We start from the raw sequence: 19,076 nt of genomic DNA, 5'->3' as shown, positions 1-19,076 counted from the left end.
CATCAAATAGAACCACTATTATCTTCAAATCTGACTTGATTTGAACAGGTTATAGAAATTTTCTCTATCTAAAGCAGTATTCCAAACAAGCTCTAAAGATGTTCATATTGTTTAGGTGAGCTTCGCTCGTTCATAATGTTTAGGTGTTTAAATAGCTAAACATTATGAACGAGCGAAGCTCACCTAAACAGCATGAACAAAAACTATAGTATAACTTGCTTTACGGCCGTCAGTAAATCACTAGCCGTATGTGTACTAAGGCTATCTTCTGACGCAGGGTTATCGACAAGAATTAGTTTTCTGACGCCTGCTTTGTGAGCTGCTACCAAGTCTCTTTCCTGATCTCCAACCATATAGGCATGATCTACATCTACCTTGTATTTTGCAATTGCTTTTTCCAGCATCAAAGAATTAGGTTTACGTGTTAAGGAAGCTGTAACACTCTCATGGTAAGGAGCATAATAAAGGGCGTCGATAACCTCCCCACATTGTTGTTGTAAATACTCATGACATTGCTTAACAGCCTCTTTCGTGTATCGCCCCTTGGCAATTCCAGCCTGGTTCGTAATTACAATAATAAGAAACCCCGCTTCCTTCAATAATTTTAATGCCTCTACTACTCCCGGCAATATTTCAAAATCTGCTAATTCATAGGTATAGTCTCCCCTGTCGCGATTCAAAACTCCATCTCTATCGAGGAATACACATTTTTTTCGTTCTTCTTGATTCATGGTCTTATTTTGTAATACGATGATTAGACACAAAACAGTGTCTTCTGCTTATAGAAGTACAATTTAAATTCTTATTTTTAATCAACTACGCCTCATACTCTCTTCCTTTCCAGACGACCTTTACCGGTAAAGTATAATACAATAATACTATTACATAAAACACCGAATAAAGAGGTTCAAATAATAAAATATAAGGGATAAATCGATAGAGCCTCAATGTAAACAATGCTTTAAGCAATATTCCCCACCGAAAAGCAACGACTCCCCCTAAGGCATACAAACTTACCATAGGTTGAACGGCGTATACAAACGGAAGCAAAAATATTCCAAGGTAATGTATCACTAAAAGCCATACCCATACCTTTGGCAGTGCTACCGCCCCTTTCATCCATCGCTTCCTTTGTCGTAACCATTCTTGAAAGCTATCTACCCCTAATGTTTCTCCCTTCACTCTTCTATTAAACAGATGCTTACTTTTCCAGCCAGCCTCTATTAATGCTTTGGAAAGAGCAAAATCTTCTGCTACGGAGAATGGAATCTTTTCATACCCTCCCACAGCATCATACGCTTTTCTTTGTACTCCCATATTATTCCCCATAGCAGTCAGCGCCACTCCCCAAGAAGATAATATATTCAATAGCTGCAGTGCATAAAGCCAATCCAACCCCTGCCATTTCTCCCAAAAAGTCCGTCCTTCTACATAAGTCACCCCCGTAATAATTCCTACATCATCCTTTAAAGCATTTACCAACGTCATTGCCCATGTTGGTGATAATCTCATGTCAGCATCTGTAAACAACAAAATACTTCCTTTTGCTTTTTCTGATAGCTGAGCCAATACATTTGCTTTCCCTTTCAATCCGTATTTATTTTTGAGAATATCATAGACAAAAATATGATCATAAGTTTGTTGATAACGCTCTAATAACTGCTTAGTTCCATCTGTTGAGCCATCATTTCCAATAAGTATTTCATACGATTGATCTAATTTTTGATCTAACAACGTCTGTAGACACTCAACAAGCGTTTTTTCCTCATTTCTAACGGCTAACAGTATACTTATCATGGTATTTTTTTGGACTTTTATAATCTATTTTAAAGTTTATTCCGTATCATTGTAACATATTATTCACCTTTAGATGACTGTATTTTAGGCGATTCACACAAATTTGCTTAACAAATATTGATCATTATATTATTTAAATTCCAATTTGAAAAAAGAATAAATAAACTATACTCATTAATGTATCCCTATAGTAAGCTACAAGACTTTTGTTCAGCTGTTTTTCAATCAATCGGCTGTTCAGAAGAAGATGCCAAACTTGCTGCTGAAGTTTTGGTTGAAGCGGACCTCAGAGGTGTTGATTCTCATGGAGTAGCGAGATTATCTGGTTATGTAAGACTATGGGAAAACGGAAGAATAAACCCGACTCCCAATATAAAGGTAGTTCATGAAACTCCCAGTACCGTTGTGATTGATGGAGATGCAGGTTTAGGGCTGGTAATAGGCCCAAAAGTCATGGATATTCTACAAGAAAAAGCTGAGGCTGTAGGTACTGCCTGGGCCTCCGTTAAAAACTCCAATCATTTTGGTATTGCAGGCTACCATGCCATGCGTGTACTCCCTCAAGATATGATCGGTATTGCCATGACCAATGCAAGTCCTTTGGTAGCTCCAACGCACTCCAAAGAGCGTATGCTAGGTACTAATCCTATTGCCATGGCGATTCCTGCAGGCAAACAACCTGCATTTGTGGCTGACTTTGCTACCACTGCGGTAGCTAATGGGAAAATTGAGATTTTAAAAAGACAAAAACAACAAGCACCTGATGGCTGGATTCAAGATGCTGATGGCAATATTGCTCATGAGCCTGATACCCTTAAGCAAGGAGGTGCATTATTGCCATTAGGTAGTGCTCCTCATCAAGGAAGCCATAAAGGATATTGCTTAGGCGCTATGGTAGATATTCTTTCAGGAGTATTATCAGGGGCTAATTTTGGCCCATGGGTTCCTCCTTTTGTCAGTTTCTTGCCTGTTTCTGACCATCCTGTAGGAGAAGGATTGGGACATTTTTTTGGCGCCATGCGTATTGATGCTTTCAGGTCCAAAGAGGCTTTTAAGCAGGATATGGATATATGGATAGAACGCTTTAGAAAAGCTACTCCTGTCGACGAAGCTCAAAGTATTCTTATACCTGGAGACTTAGAGCGAGTAACAACAAAGGAACGTAAAACCAATGGAATACCATTATTAAACGCCGTAGAAAAAGATTTAAAGAAAATTGCCGATAAATTTAAGTTGACCTTCTAGGTTATCATTGCTCCAACTTTAAAGAGCGCTGAAGTAGTTATTCACTCTTATACAGCATTAATACCCTTAACACAATGTTTTGTTATCTCTCACATAGGTCATGCACTAGACAGGGCTGCTCGTAAAAACCAGCAATAACTACCTATAGTTATCAATTACCGTTTATTCACATCACAGAACTACAACTGATTATGCTTTACAAAGTAAAGTTGAAGAATGCAGAAAAACATGTCATTCTCTCCGAAGAAGCATACAGCTTCATCGAAAACAACGAATACTATAAAGAAATTAAACTACTAGAAAACCTACGCTTACACTCTAGTGGATATGTTTTCTACCAACGTAATTACCCACTCAAAAATGGAAAGTATAAAAATGTTACTATTTATATACATAAACTGATTGCTGAAAAATTCATTGACATGCCTCCTTCGGACAAGCGTTTGTTTGTACGAATCATTAATGGGAACCCTCTTGACTGTAGAACAAAAAACCTAGAATGGGCTACCATGTCTGAACTTAGAAGAAATCAAAAAAACTTCAACAATAAAACAGGTTATAGAGGTGTAGTCAAAGTAAGCAAGAATACTTACAGAGCAGTTCTATATACTAGTAATGAGCGTTATGACCTAGGTTTGTTTTCCACTCCAGAGGAAGCCGCCAAAGCTTATAACCTTAAGTCAGAAGAGCTATTTGGGAAAACGAAAAGTTTAAATAGGCTTGATAGCGAAGGAAATGCTATTCCAGAATAAATGAGAAAAGGAATGCAACCTTTTAACTATTGCATTCCTTTTATCTTATCTCTGGAAAAAAATCATTCCCCTAATTTTCCCACAATATCAAACTTCTCAAACACAAACTCTGTATGGGGTGCATCTTTCATTTCCTGTGTAAGGTCTTGTCCTGCCCAGTGTTCATAATGCTTTCCTCCTCTCCAAAGCTTGGAACGACTTACATCATAAATCATCCCTTTATAAGCACACCATATCTCTTCTCTATCCACCCCATTTCTTAGTGCTAGTTGTTGTTTGCTATATATCTTTAGTTCCATAATAGCCTTTTATCTCCACCTAAAAAACAGAGAACATCCCTTTCTTTCAAAAAGTATGTTCTCCGTATATATACTCGCTTCTATCACAACACGCTATAGTTATGAAAATATAGGTAGTGTCATTAATTGATACTTCAAATGAGAGAATAATTCGTTCTTAGATACCCCATATAGAGTATCTCACAAGTATCTCTCATCATGTCTGCCATCAATTTAGGCACTAACAGATTCATTTCAAGTTCCTATTAAATAGGCACATTGACGTGTCGCTCTGCGTGATAAGAAGATCTTACTAACGGTCCTGACTCTACATACTTCAGACCTCTTTTCAGTCCTTCTTCCTTCAACATGGCAAACTTATCTGGATGAATAAACTCCACTACATCCAGGTGCATTTTAGTAGGCTGTAGATATTGTCCTAGTGTCAAAATATCACAACCGTTATCCACTAGATCATCCATCAGACGGAAGATTTGCTCATCAGTTTCTCCCAACCCAAGCATTGCTCCAGTCTTGGTTCTCATACCTTTCTCCTTGGTACGACGGATTTGTTCCAAACTTCTAGCATACTTCGCCTGAGGTCTTACTTTACGGTAAAGCTCCTCTACGGTCTCCATATTATGAGAAACCACTTCCTGACCACCTTCAATCATTCTATACAAAGCATCCCAGTTGTTTCTTACATCTGGAATAAGGGTTTCTATGGTAGTCTCAGGAGTTGCCTTTTTCACCTCTATCACAGTTTGGTACCAAATCTCAGCACCACGATCTTTCAACTCATCCCTATTCACAGAAGTAATTACCGCATGTTTTACTCCCATCAATTTAATTGCCTCCGCAACACGTTGTGGCTCTTCGGCATCATACTCTGTTGGTCGTCCTGTTGCGACCGCACAAAAAGAACAGCCTCTGGTACACACATTTCCCAGAATCATAAAAGTGGCAGTACCTTCTCCCCAACACTCTCCCATGTTAGGACAGTTACCACTCTGGCAAATGGTATTCAATTTATGTTTATCCACCAGCTCTCTTACATTGCGGTATTTATGTCCTACTGGCAATTTCACCCTCAGCCAATCTGGCTTTCTTTTCTTTTCTTCCTTTTTCTCTGAAGGAATTACTGGTAGTTCTATCATAAGTCTTCTGTCTTAGGATCTTTGTAATAATGGATACTGTTGTACTCCAATATTAAAAAAGGTCAGAATAATTTTTCGTTTTCAAAACAGGTTATCTGCTACAGTGATAACACCCGTGACTCAAATTTGTTTTTCTATGCGAAATTACAAACTATTCTCATCATATTGATATTTTGAAGAGAAATATCCACACAGGTCTCATCAGCTTTATCCACAAAAAAAAGCGTTAAATAGGTTTACTTAACGCTTCATTAACAAAGTATTGGGAAATATCCTCTTAAAAAGAGGCTAATATTTCCTCGATATTTACCTAAATCATATTATCTCCATTCACTTTCTTGTGCCAAAGAAAAAGTTTAAGTAAAGGGAAGGGTAAAATGCCCTATTCTGCGCTCCTTGCATGATCTCAACTTCCTGTATAAACAAGTCTGACATCAGTCCTGCTTCAACTCCAGAAATATTATGCTTACTAACTCCGAACTCAAAAGCCAAAGAGGTTTTCAAAGCTAATCCTACCGTAAACTTTGTCTGTCCTAATGCTTCAAAGAAGCTTCCTGTTCCTTCTATTTGATCGAAGTTTTGGCCATGCTTCTCTTTATCGTATTGTTCTACTTTCACCCTTGTATCTTCTCTAAAACGGATAAGATAAGGGATCTTCAAGCCTAGAGCAGGCCCCGCATTCGTAATCCAGGTCACCTGTACCCCTTGCTCTCTTGCTTTACGAAAGAGTATGATTTCCCTCCCATACTGTGGACGCACGGATACCAGATAGTTTCGTTTCTGGGGCACAAAAGAATTACCGCTATAACTACTCTGATAGCTTTGCTCTTTGGGATGTTTGATATTGACCACATCCAAAGAGAAACTATGGTAGTGGTTTGGGTTTTTCAGCAATGCCTGCTTCACTTTGGTCTTGCGTATCTTGCTACTAGAGCCTCCTACTGGGACCGAGAAGGATTTGTTTGACAAATACTTTCGAGCATGACGTACGCTTACCCCTCCCAGGAGTCCTCCATAAGAGTTCATCAACACGCCAAACGCCCACTCCTTTTCGTAAGTTTCCTCATTTTCTTTCTCTGGGAACTGTGCCTGTACCAATCCTGGAGAAATAAGTATAATTATTGTCAAAGCAAGGATAAAAGGCAGATTAATGATGGATATTTTCTTAGTAAAATGCATGTCAGTGGTCTACTTAACTCGTGTATCAACTTATCCAGAAATCAAAAAAAATGCAACCTGAAAATGGACAATTAATATATAAAAATAGATTCTTGCTATTCCCAAAGCAAAGTCTTTGATAAACATTTCATTTTAAGTGAAAATTTGTTTTTCTCCAAATGAGTAAAAGCTCCTTAGAATAGTAGCAGATTAGAAGTAAATCCATATTTTTGTAAAACAAACTCACTGCTTCTAATGATTCCTCTATTATATAGAGGCCTATGCAGTATAGTCCTATATTAGGTGACTCCATTGAGTTCCCCTTGATTTAAAAAGTTAAACCAATTGATTTTATGAGTAGTATTATTGCCTATACCGATGGAGCATCAACCGGAAACCCGGGCCCTGGGGGGTATGGGGTGGTATTGATTTCCCCTGCTCACAATAATCATCGGTTAGAGCTTTCAGATGGATTCAGGCGAACCACCAATAATCGTATGGAGTTGTTAGCGGCTATTATGGCTTTAGAAGTCCTCAAGTTTCCCGGACAACATATTACTATTCACTCGGACTCTGCTTATGTAGTCAATGCTGTAGAAAAAAAATGGGTATGGAACTGGAGAAAAAAAGGGTATGATGGAAAGAAAAATGCTGACCTATGGGAGCGTTTTATCAAAGCCTACCAAAAACATCACGTAAAGATGGTATGGGTCAAAGGACATGCAGGAATTCCTGAAAACGAACGATGTGACGAATTAGCAACCACTGCTGCAAAACAAGCAGATCTTAAAATAGACCACGGTTACGAAAAAGGTAACTAAACATCATTTTTTAGCTTTAGAAAGAGACATCTACACAATGAAAATCTCCATTATTGTTGCCTACGCAGACCAACGGGTTATAGGCAAGGACAATGATCTTATTTGGCACCTTCCCGCTGATCTCGCAAACTTTAAAAAGCGCACAGAAGGACATTACATAATCATGGGTAGAAAAACACATGACTCCATTGGTAGGCAACTACCTAATCGAACCAATATTGTGGTGACACGTAACACCGCTTATGAACCTGCGGATAACTGTATAAAGGTAGGTTCTTTGGAAGAGGCACTCACTATGGGAAAAGAAAATGGACAAGACGAAGTATTTATTATAGGAGGTGCTGAACTATATACACAATCTCTTGATAAAGCTGACCGACTTTATATTACAGAAATCGACGCTGAATTTGAAGGAGATACTTTCTTTCCGGCTTTTGATTTAAAAAAATGGGATGAGGTTTCTCGATTTGATTTCAATAAAAATAATAAGAATCCGTATAATTATTCATTCATCACTTATCACAAAAAGTCTAATTAACAGTGTATTTAGACACTATTTTTAGGCCTTGAATCTTTAAAGATTAATTTGGAGAATAAGCGATAAAAAGATTATACAATAAAAAAGCATCCTTCGTATAAAAGGATGCTTTTTTTGTGCATTTGGTTGGTATCATTTAACCAAGATACGGCTTCAACGCTTTACTTCTAGAAGTATGTCTTAAACGTCTAATGGCCTTTTCTTTAATCTGGCGAACTCTTTCTCGCGTTAGGTTAAACTTTTCTCCGATTTCCTCCAACGTCATAGAGTGCTCACCATTCAAGCCGAAATATAGTGTAATCACATCTGCCTCCCTTTTGGTTAAGGTAGACAAAGCTCTTTGCACCTCTCTTCTCAAGGAATCATTCATCAATTCCGAGTCTGGCTTTTCTTCGGTATCGTTCTCTAAAACATCATACAGGTTATTCTCTTCCCCTTGTACGAATGGTGCATCCATAGAGACATGTCTACCAGAAATCTTCATAGTATCCACAACCTCATTGGTTGTCACATCCAATACTTCCGCCAACTCATCCGGAGATGGTTCACGCTCGTATTTTTGTTCTAGTTCAGAGAATGTTTTAGAAATCTTGTTCAAAGAACCTACCCTGTTCAATGGCAAACGGACGATACGGGACTGTTCTGCTAGTGCTTGAAGGATAGACTGTCTGATCCACCAAACTGCATATGAGATGAACTTAAACCCTCTCGTCTCATCAAAACGCTGGGCAGCCTTGATCAAACCAAGGTTCCCCTCGTTGATCAGGTCTCCCAAGGATAGACCTTGGTTTTGATATTGTTTAGCCACGGATACCACAAATCGAAGGTTGGCTTTGGTTAGCTTCTCTAATGCCAACTGGTCACCTTCACGGATTCGTTTTGCAAGCTCTACTTCCTCGTCTGGAGTAAGTAGATCTACTTTACCAATCTCCTGAAGATATTTGTCCAACGACTGTGACTCCCTGTTGGTGATTTGCTTACTAATCTTGAGTTGTCTCATCAGTTGGTGACTTTATAAATTTTAGACAAGTGCCTTAAGATAACTAAAATATTATTTAAAAGGTTCCTAGACCTACAGATTATTGAAGGAATGAACAAAATACTGGGTATTGTTATACATTAGGCTACAGCATATCAACACCCAGTATTGGCAGAATGTTCAACTAGCGTTTATTTCTGTCGTTTCTATCATTTCTTCTGTTGCCTCCTCCACGATTATCACGGTCGCGGTTTTCTCTACGACGAGGTTCCTGATATCCTTCAGGCTTTGGCAACAACACCTTTCTAGAAAGTCTGTACTTTCCTGTTTTCTTGTCTACTTCCACCAACTTCACTTTCACTTCTTCACCTACTTCCATCACTCCATCAAGAGACTCTAAACGCTCCCAAGTGATTTCTGAAATATGTAGCAGTCCTTCTTTTCCTTTCATAAACTCTACAAAAGCTCCGAAAGGCTGAATTGACTTCACAATACCATCGTAAGTTTCACCCACTTCAGGAATGGCAATAATTGCACGTACTCTCGCCAATGCATTATCCATATCCTCTTGGTTGGTTGCAAAGATATTCACATGACCTTTGTTATCTACTTCTTCAATAACAACTGTCGTATTCGTTTCTTTTTGGATCTCCTGAACAATCTTACCTCCAGGACCAATTACAGCACCAATCATATCTGGCTCAATCACCAACTTGTATGATCTAGGCGCATGAGGCTTCAGTTCACCACGGTGCTCAGTAATCGCTTTCTCCATTTCTCCACGGATATGAGCACGTCCTTCGTTTGCTTGCTGAAGGGCATTTTTCAATACTTCAAAAGAAAGACCTTCTACCTTGATATCCATCTGACAAGCCGTGATACCCTTAGCAGTACCTGTCACTTTGAAGTCCATATCACCCAAGTGATCTTCGTCACCCAAGATATCAGAAAGTACCGCATACTTACCTGTCTCAGGGTCAGAAATCATACCCATAGCAATACCGGAAACTGTTGACTTGATAGGAATACCGGCATCCATCAATGCCAATGACCCTGCACATACAGTTGCCATCGAAGAAGAACCATTGGATTCTAGAATATCTGAAACAATACGGATCGTATATGGATTATCCTCATCTGCAGGCATCACTTTTGACAAGGCTCTATGCGCCAAGTTACCGTGACCTACTTCTCTACGACCAGGTCCTCTATTAGGCTTTACCTCTCCTGTAGAGAAGCCAGGGAAGTTGTAATGCAGGATAAACTTGCTAGAGCCACTAAACATCGCTCCATCAATCATCTGCTCATCCAACTTCGTACCCAATGTTACTGACGTCAAGGATTGTGTCTCACCTCTAGTAAATAATGCTGAACCGTGTGGAGAAGGAAGGAAGTTTACTTCAGCTACAATAGGTCTGATTTCATTCAATGCTCTACCATCCAAACGAATCGACGTATCCAACACTAGGTTTCTTGCTGCTTTCTTCTCAGCTGCTGCCAAGTATTTTTTCACCAAGTCCATATTGATGCTGTCGTCATCTTCTGGAAGACTCTCCAAATACTCCTCTTTTACGGCAGTGAAAGCTTCTTTTCTTTCCGTCTTTCCTTTGATAGAAGACTTTGCCACTGCATACAACTTATCGTATACTTTGTCAAAGATTTCTTTCTCTAGCGCTTCGTCCTCTTCGGCTACAGCGTACTCTCTCTTTACTTTTCCAGAAAGCTTGATCAACTCTTCCTGAGCTTCACAATGTACCTTGATAGCATCATGTGCTACACTCATTGCTTCAAGCATCACATCCTCACTCACCTCATTCATTTCTCCCTCTACCATCAAGATGTTTTCTTTGGATGCTGCTACCACAAGGTCTAGCTCACATCCTTCCATCTGCTCTGGAGTAGGATTCACGATATACTCTCCTGCAGGAGTCAATGCTACACGCACTTCTGAGATCGGCTCCAAAAACGGAATATCCGATACCGCCAATGCGCAAGAAGTAGCCAAGGCTGCCAAAGCATCCGGCTGTGCATCATGATCTGCTGAGATCAAATAAATATTAACTTGTGTTTCATAAAGGTAGTCCGAAGGGAAAAGTGGTCGGATAGCTCTGTCCACTAGACGAGACACCAATACTTCTCTATCGCTCAATTTGCCTTCTCTTTTCAGGAAGCCCCCAGGAATCTTACCTGCAGAAGCAAATTTCTCTTGATAATCTACTGATAGAGGAAAAAATCCTACTCCCTCTCTTAGTTCTCTGTTCGATACTACTGTTGTCAACAACATTGTGTTGCCCATTCTTAGTACCACTGCTCCGTCAGCCTGTCTTGCTAACTTTCCTGACTCTACCGTAATTTCTCTTCCGTCCGGTAAAGCGATTGTTTTCGTTATTACGTTCTCAAACATCGTTTGCATTTTTCAAAACCTGATATAGTCGCTTCTGCGAAACCTTTCGTGAGACATGCTCCAAAGGAGAGATGCCGAATTGTTTTTTTGTAACATTGTCTCAATAGGAGATAAGACTACAAGGGGAAGGTGTTTCGCTTTGGTATAATAAGGGATGAATGACTATAACAGTTCGCTTATTTATTATTTACTTTTCTTTGCTTAAAAATTACTAATTTCCTTGGAGTTTTTTGACACACTCCGGAACTATTTTTTTTATAATCTATCTCAAATGGAAATACTGTACTGAACAATAATCCCCACACAATTATATACGCAAAAAGGGACCCTCCTATAGAAGGACCCCTAAGTATCATATTTTCTTTACCAGTGGCATTATTTTCTGATACCTAATTCTTTGATCAACGCTCTGTATCTGTTGATGTCTTTTTTCGCTAGGTAATCAAGCATTCTTCTACGCTTACCTACCAATTTCAAAAGACCTAGACGTGATGCGCTGTCTTTTTTATTGATTTTCAAGTGCTCTGTCAAGTGAGCGATACGCTTTGTGAACAATGCAACTTGAGATTCAACAGAACCAGTGTCTTTTGCACCTTTACCGTAAGTTTCGAAAATCGAAGACTTATACTCCGGGCTTAGATATTCTTTGTTTTCCATGATATTTAACCACAAATAATTTTATAAACTGAGAAGTTTACGCTCCATATTACATGAACAGGAGAATCAATGTATTCGCAGCCTATTTAAATGATACAATAATAATTTGCGGGTGCAAAGATAGAAGATATCCATTCAAAATCAAAACTTTATTAACTTGATGATGAAATCTTTATACCCATTACCAAAATATCATCCACTTGAAATGGTGATTGCATCCCTGATAGCCATTGGTTATGATATTCTTCTAATTGTATTTTTTGATTTTCCAGCGGCAAGCCCCCAATCTTTTCTAACAAAGCGGTCAATCTTTTCATTTTAAATCGCTCTTCTTTCTCCCCTCCAAACTGATCCTGATAGCCATCAGAAAATGTATATACCATATCACCCTGGGATAATATCATTTCATGCAAAGTGAATGGAATTTCTCTATTCCCTGCTCCTAACCCCCTTCTATCTCCTTTAATCAACTGAACTTGTCCATCACGAAACAGGCACAAAGGCTCTCGAGCGCCTGCAAACTGCAATTTACGCTGACTTGGTATCCATTTGCACAAAGCAACCTCCATCCCATCATTATTTTCATTATTCTGCTGCCTCAACTCCTGTATCACCTTTAGATTAACGGCCTCTAAAATAGAGGATAAGTCAGTTATTCCTTTATCCTTAACTGCTTCATTAAATGCACTAATCGCTAACATTCCCATTAAAGCTCCCGGCACTCCATGCCCTGTACAGTCAATCATGGCCCAGTAAATTTCACCTATACCTTGATGTACCCAGTAAACATCGCCACTAACAATATCTTTTGGCTTATAAAAGATAAAGTGCTCTCCTAATACTTCTGTTATCTCTTCTTCAGATGGTAATAAGGCTCGCTGAATATTCTTGGCATAGTTAATACTCTCCGTAATCCGTTTGTTTTTGTCTTCAATACTCGTGTAAGCCTGTGAGAGTGCTTGATGGTTCTCTTCTAACTGCGTATTAATTTGCGTCAACTCTTCTGCTTGCTGTGTTACCTCTGCATTCACTTCATTGATTTCGTGATTCTTGAGCTTTAACTCTCTGTTCAAGGTAGCAGTACGTCTTTGATGCTTTCTCAAGATAATCATCGAGATCAAAAGAATAATCGCTGCGATTAGAATCACTACAATCGAAAATCGTTGACGGTTTAGTAATTTTTCTTGAAGCAACGTTTCTCTTTTTAGCAACCTATTTTCCTGCTCTTTTTCACTAATCTTATATTGAATTTGTAGTTCTTGTATTTGTCTGACTTTTTCAACTCCAGCCAAGGAATCTTTAAGAGAATAGAATTCATTCATCAATGATAACGCTTGACGATAACTTCCTTCTGCATCTAACACTAAAGATTCCAATTTGATCAAATCAGCCCTTTTAGCTTCTGAATGAATTTGACGAATCAAAACTTTGGCTTTCTCTACATATTCTCTTGCCAAATATATCTTGCTTTGTTTTAGATATAAGTTCCCTAAAGTCAATTGAGACTCTAGTTTCCCACGAACATTGTTTAATTCAGTATACAATTGATCTGTTTCCAATGCATAAAATATCGCTTGCTCATAATCACTTTGAGTACTATGCCACTCAGATAATCCTTCATAAATCTGTGCCTTATTGAAAGACTGACCTCCATATTTCTCCCAAAGCTTAAGAGCTTTATCGTAATACTTCTTACTCGCTGCAAAATCTCCTAGATATAAATAGTTATCCCCTAGTCCATCAAACAACATAACACACCTCTCTTCTAGGTCTAGCCTCAAACGTATATCTATCGATTTTTGCAGATATTCAATACTTCTTCGATGATCTCCTAAGTCAAAATACAAGAAACCAATATTGGCAAAAGATGTAGACTTTCCTTTGTCGTCCTTTATCTTTTCATTATTAATATTCAAGTCCTTTATATAGCAATCAATGGCGAGTCTTAGATTACCTTTTCGACTATATGACGTTCCTAGATTATTATATGAAATAGATACTCCTTCCCAATCTTGATCTACCTCTCTTATCTGTAAAGATTGTTCAAAAAATAAGATCGCTGAGTCATACTCTCCTAGGCGATTATAGGTAATTCCTATACTGCTCAGAATATTCCCTCTCACAAATCTATTCGTCGTATCTGTTGCTAAGTACGCTTGAGAAAAATAATCTATTGCCTTTCTTGGATTGATTTTTCGGTATACTTTTCCCAAAGACATTAAAGTCTCAGTCTTTTTGGTAGGTTGGTATTCCTGAACAAGGGTAAGCTTTTCATCTAATAAATGTCTCAATTTATCAGACTGTTCTATATTCAATGCCCCTTTAGTTTTTGCAAGTAGTGTATCTATTTCCTGCTGAATTAAATCAATACGATACTGCGCAGAATCTAACGATAGTTCCTCTGTCAGATTATTGACTACTGCATAAACAGGTGAAAAAAATAAGACCCCTATCAAAAGGGTAATTGACCTTAAAAATGTCATGGAAACAATGTAAATACTATTAATAATAGCTTTAAATGATGCTAATTTAAAGGGCTTTCCCTGATTAAAAAAGCTATAGCAATATAATATTATTTAGATAATAAACACTTATAACCTCACCCCCCATACCAACACATCATCTAACTGTTTCGCCTCAGAGGCTTGCATCCATTCCTCTAAGGCATTTTCAAGCACGGATGATTGCTGAGCAATGTTATAAGTTTGTAAAGACTCTAGCAAACGATAAAAGCGTTTGACCATAAAACGTTGGTTATTTTCACCTCCAAACTGATCCTTATACCCATCCGAAAAGAGGTATATGGTCGTGGGCTGAGGAGGTAATTGCATTTCAAACATCTCAAAGTTCCCAATACCCCGATTACCCCCAATAGAACGCTTTGCTCCTTTGACCACTTGCAAACTTCCTTTTTCATCAATATAGCAAAGTGGGTTTCTTGCTCCTGCATATCGTAGAATCCTCGCTTTGGGGGAGTAGACACACAATGCCAGATCCATTCCGTCATTGATATTAGTTTCACTTTGCTTTAGGGCTAACGAAATCCTATCCTGTAACGCAATTAGAATCTTGGCAGGATCGGTCAAAGAGGTACTTTTCAAAATATTATCCAGTGCATTACTCCCCAACATACTCATCATAGCTCCCGGAACACCATGTCCTGTGCAATCCACTACCGCCCAGTATAAGAATCCGTTCTTCTCTGCACACCAGTAAAAATCTCCACTCACCACATCTCTTGGTCTAAACAAAAGGCAAGTATTTCCAAATAAGCGATTGACCATTTTTTGGGTAGGGAGTAATGCCTGCTGAATTCTCAAAGCATAATTAATACTCTGCTTGACATGAATATTGTATTCTTCTAGATTCTTCTTGGCTATGGAAAGTGCATCATTACTGTGTACTAGTTGTTGGTTGAGTACCTGAAGTTCAGAAGTAGAACGTGAAAGATCCCCATTCATTTTTTCGATTTCCCTATGTTTCTCCTTTAAGGCACGGTGCATTCGAACACTATATTTCCTTTGATAGAAAAGTACAGTAGCCAAGGCCATCAGTAATAAGGATGCAACAGAAAAGGTACCGATCATCCATTGCTGCTGTCGCAGTTTGGCATCTTGTAAGGAGTGTGCCTGTCGTAAGGTTTCATTCTCTTTTTCCTTTTTAAACAAATCATATTTAGCCTGCATTTGAGCGATATGCTCCTGACGCTCTTTTCCTGTCAAGGAGTCCTTTAAGGCAATATGCTCCAAAAGTAGTTCTGCCGCACTTCTTTTGCCTTGCTGTGCATAGGCCATTCCCAGTAACTTGGTCAGAAGTACTTCTCCCGTCATGTTCTCAAGTTCCTTATGCAATTCTAAAGACGTTTGATAATACCGCTCAGCCAAAGCATAGTCCTTCTTGTAATAATACACATCCCCTATCAAACGGAGGTTTTGTGCTTCCATCCCTTCATCTTCTTGCTCACGACTTAAGGTCAAGGATTTCCGAGCATATAATAATGCTTTGGAGGTGTCCTGTTCTTTATATCTCAAACGGGCAATAGCATAATAACACTTCTTCTTCCCACTATTATTCTCCATTTTCTCCTGCAAACGCAATGCCTCCTTCAGAAAGCTTTCTGCCTTCGCATACTCTCCTAAATCAGTATATACATTTCCTATATTCTGATGAAGCTTTGCTAAGTTTCCTTTTCGTCCTGTTTGCTTTTCTATCTCAAGAGCCTGCAAATAATAATTCAATCCACGTCTAGGATCTGATTGATTTAGATAGATCACAGCAATATTATTCAAGATGGCCACCTTATGCTCTAAAGCAATGGAAGCCACTTGTGTTGCCTGCAAATAATAAGAAATAGCCGTCTCATAATCCAACTGCTTAGTATACACCCCTCCTAAATTATTCAATAAGGACACTCGTATTTTTTCTTCGGGATCTCTTTTGAGGGCCTCCTTATAACATATGGCTGCCGAATCATAATTGCGTTCAAACCAATAAGCTGTTCCCATCTTATGATAGCCATGTATAATACCTTGTTCGTAATCTATATCCTCCGCATACGTCAAAGCCTCTTTTGCTATCTCTCTAGCCTGAGCAGGCGATTTCCTCAATGAATGTACTGCTAGTTGATTCATCACATCTACACGATGAACCATAGAGAGCGTATCTGAGCTCAATAAGTTTTGTAAGCTATCCACTGTCGAAGACTGTCCCATCACTCCTGCAGGAATCAATAGCATAAAGCCAAGGAAGGCATAATATCTCTGTAAAATCTTCATAGTATATAGGTAGTACAATGGACTATTGCTACTACTCAATGGGCTAATATTATCGAAAGACAGAATATAACCTCAGTAAGACTTATTAACAACCATGCCTTACATTCAGCATGTAATATTTATCCCTGAAAAGCGAAGAAGTACTCTTTCCTTCATATACCAACTTCCTTATCTATACGTATTGTAATTACCCAAATACAACAAATAACTCCATAGCTTATCCTTAGCGATTATTTGAACCCTTTACCTAAGTACTCAACATACCTTTCCATCCAAAACAATCATTCATCTTGAGAACTCCAAAATTCCCCTTTTATCAACAATTGGATGCTATGGACTGCGGTCCAACTTCCTTGAAAATGATTGCCGCATATTATGGAAGAGTGTATCCACTGGAGTATTTACGAACGTTATGTCATATTGATCGGGAAGGAGTTTCCTTATTGGGACTAAGTAAGGCTGCTGAATCCTTGGGCTTCAGAACACAATGTGGGACTGCTACCTATGAGTTTTTATCCAAACAAGCACACCTCCCCTGTATTGTTTACTGGCAGCAATCGCATTTTCTAATCGTTTATAAGATTAAAAACAATAAAGTATACGTGGCTGACCCAGGCAGCAACTTAATTTGCTATAGCAAAGAAGAGTTCCTGACACATTGGATCACTGATCCCTCTCAGGATAAAGGAGTAATTATGTTACTTGAGCCACAAGGAACCCTCCCCCATCACGAGAGTAATGATGAAATTGCTTATAAAAACCAAGGACTCAGCATCCTCATCCCTTACCTTCGACCTTATAAAAAGCTTCTTATACAACTCTTCATAGGTTTCACTTGCGGAAGTTTATTGATTTTCATTTTCCCATTCCTTACCCAATCTCTGATTGATATAGGCGTACAACAACAGGATTACTCTTTTGTTAGCCTAATACTATTAGCCCAACTGCTAGTTTTTGTAGGAGAAACCGCACTCGGTATGTTGAGAAGCTGGATCATTTTACATATCTGTAGTCGCATTAATATTCATTTTGTCACAGATTTTCTTACAAAGTTAATGCAACTGCCTATCGCCTTTTTTGACCGCAAAAACCTTGGTGACATCCTCCAAAGGATAGAAGATAGTCAACGAATCAGGCATTTTCTTACAAACACCACCTTCGACATTCTCTTCTCTACCCTAAACCTTATCGTATTCGGTATCGTACTGAGTCTATATAACCTGGAACTACTACTTCTCTTTATTTTGGGCAGTAGTGTTTATGTTGGTTGGATCACTATTTTCCTGAAGTATCGTAAAAAGCTTGATTATAAACGTTTCAGTGTTTTATCAAGCAATCAAAGTAATGAAGTATACCTCGTACAAGGAATGCAAGAGATCATGCTCAACAATTGCGAGCAGCAAAAAAGAGCCGAATGGGAAAGCATACAGATGCAGCTGTTCCAATTAGATATCAAGGGATTAAATATAGATCAGTTTCAAGAAGGGGGAGCACGTTTCCTTAATCAGCTAAAAAACATTGTCATTACTTTTGTGGCTGCAAAGCTTGTCATAGAAGGGGAATTATCCTTAGGAATGATGTTATCGATCTCTTATATGTTAGGACAAATGAATGTTCCTTTACTACAACTGATTGACTTTCTACAGTTATATCAGGATACGAGCATCAGTGTAGAACGCATTGAGGAAATTGAAAGAGAATTTCAAAAAAGTCAAAAGGATAATACTTATTTATCCAATATACTTCCAAAACGAAAGGATATTGTATTAGAACAAGTACACTTTCGATATGGCAATTATCATGGTGATTGGATCTTAAAAGACATTTCTTGTATTATTCCCTACGGAAAACATACAGCGATTGTCGGAGAAAGTGGAAGTGGTAAAACCACTCTAATGAAACTGCTATTAGGGATATACGCTCCAGAAAAGGGGCAACTTTCTTTAGGAAAGCATACACTGTCCCAGCTAGCGCCAGAGGTGTGGCGTAATGCTTGCGGTACAGTGATGCAAGATGGCTTTATCTTTGCCGATAGCATCGAACGTAACATTGCACCTGCAGCAGAGTATATTGATCGACAACAACTCCAAAAAGCCGCTAAAGGCGCTAACATACGGGAGATGATTGAGGAATTACCACTGCAGTACAAAACCAAGATAGGAGGAATCGGTATAGAACTCAGTGGAGGACAAAAGCAAAGAATTTTAATTGCCAGAGCCCTTTACAAAAACCCTGACTACCTCTTTTTTGATGAGGCTACCTCTGCACTGGATACTACCAATGAGCATATTGTCGCTACACAGTTACAACAGCTCTGTAAAGATAAAACATTGGTCACTATTGCACACCGACTCAGTACCGTGCGCAATGCGGATCAAATTATAGTCATGCATCAAGGCAGTATTGTAGAAACCGGTACTCACGAGGCTCTACTAGCACGTGAGGGATACTATTATGAGCTTGTGAAAAATCAATTGGAGACACACTAACCTGTGCTCTCATCCAAAGTAACCCG

At 38.8% G+C, this 19,076-nt stretch carries 15 protein-coding genes; 5 read left to right on the top strand and 10 right to left on the bottom strand.

The window, feature by feature from the left end; genetic code table 11:
* Positions 1 to 203: 203 nt before the first annotated feature.
* Together ABD985_RS16730 and ABD985_RS16725 are read right to left on the bottom strand one after the other, a co-directional pair.
* Positions 204 to 731: a D-glycero-alpha-D-manno-heptose-1,7-bisphosphate 7-phosphatase gene (locus tag ABD985_RS16730; RefSeq protein WP_345373725.1), complete on the bottom strand. Its 528-nt coding sequence runs from the start codon at positions 729 to 731 to the stop codon at positions 204 to 206.
* Between the two features lie 85 nt (positions 732 to 816).
* Complete coding sequence (locus ABD985_RS16725; protein WP_345373723.1) at positions 817 to 1,797, bottom strand: glycosyltransferase; 981 nt, start codon at positions 1,795 to 1,797, stop codon at positions 817 to 819.
* 177 nt (positions 1,798 to 1,974) lie between these two features.
* Here ABD985_RS16725 and ABD985_RS16720 point away from each other — a divergent pair, with 177 nt between their 5' ends.
* Positions 1,975 to 3,042, top strand: coding sequence for an Ldh family oxidoreductase (locus tag ABD985_RS16720; RefSeq protein ID WP_345373721.1), 1,068 nt, complete (start codon positions 1,975 to 1,977; stop codon positions 3,040 to 3,042).
* A 191-nt stretch (positions 3,043 to 3,233) separates the two neighbouring features.
* Positions 3,234 to 3,794 carry an HNH endonuclease gene (locus tag ABD985_RS16715; RefSeq protein WP_345373719.1) on the top strand — a complete coding sequence of 187 codons (561 nt, stop codon included), beginning with the start codon at positions 3,234 to 3,236 and terminating at the stop codon, positions 3,792 to 3,794.
* Positions 3,795 to 3,856: 62 nt separating this feature from the next.
* Here the strand turns inward: ABD985_RS16715 and ABD985_RS16710 are convergent, their stop codons facing one another.
* The 3 genes from ABD985_RS16710 to ABD985_RS16700 all read right to left on the bottom strand — a co-directional run bounded on the left by ABD985_RS16710 (position 3,857) and on the right by ABD985_RS16700 (position 6,408).
* Complete coding sequence (locus ABD985_RS16710) at positions 3,857 to 4,093, bottom strand: cytochrome b5 domain-containing protein (protein ID WP_345373717.1); 237 nt, start codon at positions 4,091 to 4,093, stop codon at positions 3,857 to 3,859.
* A 245-nt stretch (positions 4,094 to 4,338) separates the two neighbouring features.
* Positions 4,339 to 5,229, bottom strand: coding sequence for a lipoyl synthase (gene lipA / locus ABD985_RS16705; RefSeq protein WP_345373715.1), 891 nt, complete (start codon positions 5,227 to 5,229; stop codon positions 4,339 to 4,341).
* Positions 5,230 to 5,559: 330 nt separating this feature from the next.
* Positions 5,560 to 6,408, bottom strand: coding sequence for a hypothetical protein (locus ABD985_RS16700; protein WP_345373713.1), 849 nt, complete (start codon positions 6,406 to 6,408; stop codon positions 5,560 to 5,562).
* Between the two features lie 332 nt (positions 6,409 to 6,740).
* Between ABD985_RS16700 and rnhA the strand changes: the two genes are divergently transcribed.
* Together rnhA and ABD985_RS16690 are read left to right on the top strand one after the other, a co-directional pair.
* The gene (rnhA, locus tag ABD985_RS16695) at positions 6,741 to 7,208 is read left to right on the top strand and encodes a ribonuclease HI (RefSeq protein ID WP_345373711.1); all 468 of its coding nucleotides are present in this window, start codon (positions 6,741 to 6,743) and stop codon (positions 7,206 to 7,208) included.
* A 37-nt stretch (positions 7,209 to 7,245) separates the two neighbouring features.
* Positions 7,246 to 7,746 carry a dihydrofolate reductase gene (locus tag ABD985_RS16690; RefSeq protein ID WP_345373709.1) on the top strand — a complete coding sequence of 167 codons (501 nt, stop codon included), beginning with the start codon at positions 7,246 to 7,248 and terminating at the stop codon, positions 7,744 to 7,746.
* A gap of 136 nt (positions 7,747 to 7,882) precedes the next feature.
* On the opposite strand, the gene ABD985_RS16685 is transcribed toward ABD985_RS16690, so the two are convergent.
* The 5 genes from ABD985_RS16685 to ABD985_RS16665 form a co-directional block, all read right to left on the bottom strand.
* Complete coding sequence (locus ABD985_RS16685) at positions 7,883 to 8,746, bottom strand: sigma-70 family RNA polymerase sigma factor (protein WP_345373707.1); 864 nt, start codon at positions 8,744 to 8,746, stop codon at positions 7,883 to 7,885.
* Positions 8,747 to 8,909: 163 nt separating this feature from the next.
* Complete coding sequence (gene pnp / locus ABD985_RS16680) at positions 8,910 to 11,129, bottom strand: polyribonucleotide nucleotidyltransferase (RefSeq protein WP_345373705.1); 2,220 nt, start codon at positions 11,127 to 11,129, stop codon at positions 8,910 to 8,912.
* A gap of 375 nt (positions 11,130 to 11,504) precedes the next feature.
* A complete protein-coding gene (gene rpsO, locus ABD985_RS16675; RefSeq protein WP_345373703.1) occupies positions 11,505 to 11,786 on the bottom strand; it encodes a 30S ribosomal protein S15 in 282 nt (93 codons plus the stop codon).
* 152 nt (positions 11,787 to 11,938) lie between these two features.
* Positions 11,939 to 14,269, bottom strand: a complete 2,331-nt coding sequence (locus tag ABD985_RS16670; RefSeq protein WP_345373701.1) for a tetratricopeptide repeat protein — start codon at positions 14,267 to 14,269, stop codon at positions 11,939 to 11,941.
* Between the two features lie 108 nt (positions 14,270 to 14,377).
* Positions 14,378 to 16,561: a tetratricopeptide repeat protein gene (locus tag ABD985_RS16665; RefSeq protein WP_345373699.1), complete on the bottom strand. Its 2,184-nt coding sequence runs from the start codon at positions 16,559 to 16,561 to the stop codon at positions 14,378 to 14,380.
* A 290-nt stretch (positions 16,562 to 16,851) separates the two neighbouring features.
* Here ABD985_RS16665 and ABD985_RS16660 point away from each other — a divergent pair, with 290 nt between their 5' ends.
* A complete protein-coding gene (locus tag ABD985_RS16660; RefSeq protein WP_345373697.1) occupies positions 16,852 to 19,050 on the top strand; it encodes a peptidase domain-containing ABC transporter in 2,199 nt (732 codons plus the stop codon).
* The last annotated feature ends 26 nt before the right edge of the window (positions 19,051 to 19,076 follow it).

It is taken from the genome of Algivirga pacifica (genome assembly GCF_039543525.1).
In the GTDB taxonomy this organism is placed as follows: domain Bacteria; phylum Bacteroidota; class Bacteroidia; order Cytophagales; family Flammeovirgaceae; genus Algivirga; species Algivirga pacifica.
The sequence above is the reverse complement of the archived record's forward strand: the minus strand, read 5'-3'. Positions and strand labels throughout refer to the sequence as shown.

Excerpts from the sequence above, each read along its gene's own strand:
- ABD985_RS16730 (WP_345373725.1), bottom strand. The coding sequence starts at position 731 with ATGAATCAAGAAGAACGAAAAAAATGTGTATTCCTCGATAGAGATGGA.
- ABD985_RS16725 (WP_345373723.1), bottom strand. The coding sequence starts at position 1,797 with ATGATAAGTATACTGTTAGCCGTTAGAAATGAGGAAAAAACGCTTGTT.
- ABD985_RS16720 (WP_345373721.1), top strand. The coding sequence starts at position 1,975 with ATGTATCCCTATAGTAAGCTACAAGACTTTTGTTCAGCTGTTTTTCAA.
- ABD985_RS16715 (WP_345373719.1), top strand. The coding sequence starts at position 3,234 with ATGCTTTACAAAGTAAAGTTGAAGAATGCAGAAAAACATGTCATTCTC.
- ABD985_RS16710 (WP_345373717.1), bottom strand. The coding sequence starts at position 4,093 with ATGGAACTAAAGATATATAGCAAACAACAACTAGCACTAAGAAATGGG.
- lipA (WP_345373715.1), bottom strand. The coding sequence starts at position 5,229 with ATGATAGAACTACCAGTAATTCCTTCAGAGAAAAAGGAAGAAAAGAAA.
- ABD985_RS16700 (WP_345373713.1), bottom strand. The coding sequence starts at position 6,408 with ATGCATTTTACTAAGAAAATATCCATCATTAATCTGCCTTTTATCCTT.
- rnhA (WP_345373711.1), top strand. The coding sequence starts at position 6,741 with ATGAGTAGTATTATTGCCTATACCGATGGAGCATCAACCGGAAACCCG.
- ABD985_RS16690 (WP_345373709.1), top strand. The coding sequence starts at position 7,246 with ATGAAAATCTCCATTATTGTTGCCTACGCAGACCAACGGGTTATAGGC.
- ABD985_RS16685 (WP_345373707.1), bottom strand. The coding sequence starts at position 8,746 with ATGAGACAACTCAAGATTAGTAAGCAAATCACCAACAGGGAGTCACAG.
- pnp (WP_345373705.1), bottom strand. The coding sequence starts at position 11,129 with ATGTTTGAGAACGTAATAACGAAAACAATCGCTTTACCGGACGGAAGA.
- rpsO (WP_345373703.1), bottom strand. The coding sequence starts at position 11,786 with ATGGAAAACAAAGAATATCTAAGCCCGGAGTATAAGTCTTCGATTTTC.
- ABD985_RS16670 (WP_345373701.1), bottom strand. The coding sequence starts at position 14,269 with ATGACATTTTTAAGGTCAATTACCCTTTTGATAGGGGTCTTATTTTTT.
- ABD985_RS16665 (WP_345373699.1), bottom strand. The coding sequence starts at position 16,561 with ATGAAGATTTTACAGAGATATTATGCCTTCCTTGGCTTTATGCTATTG.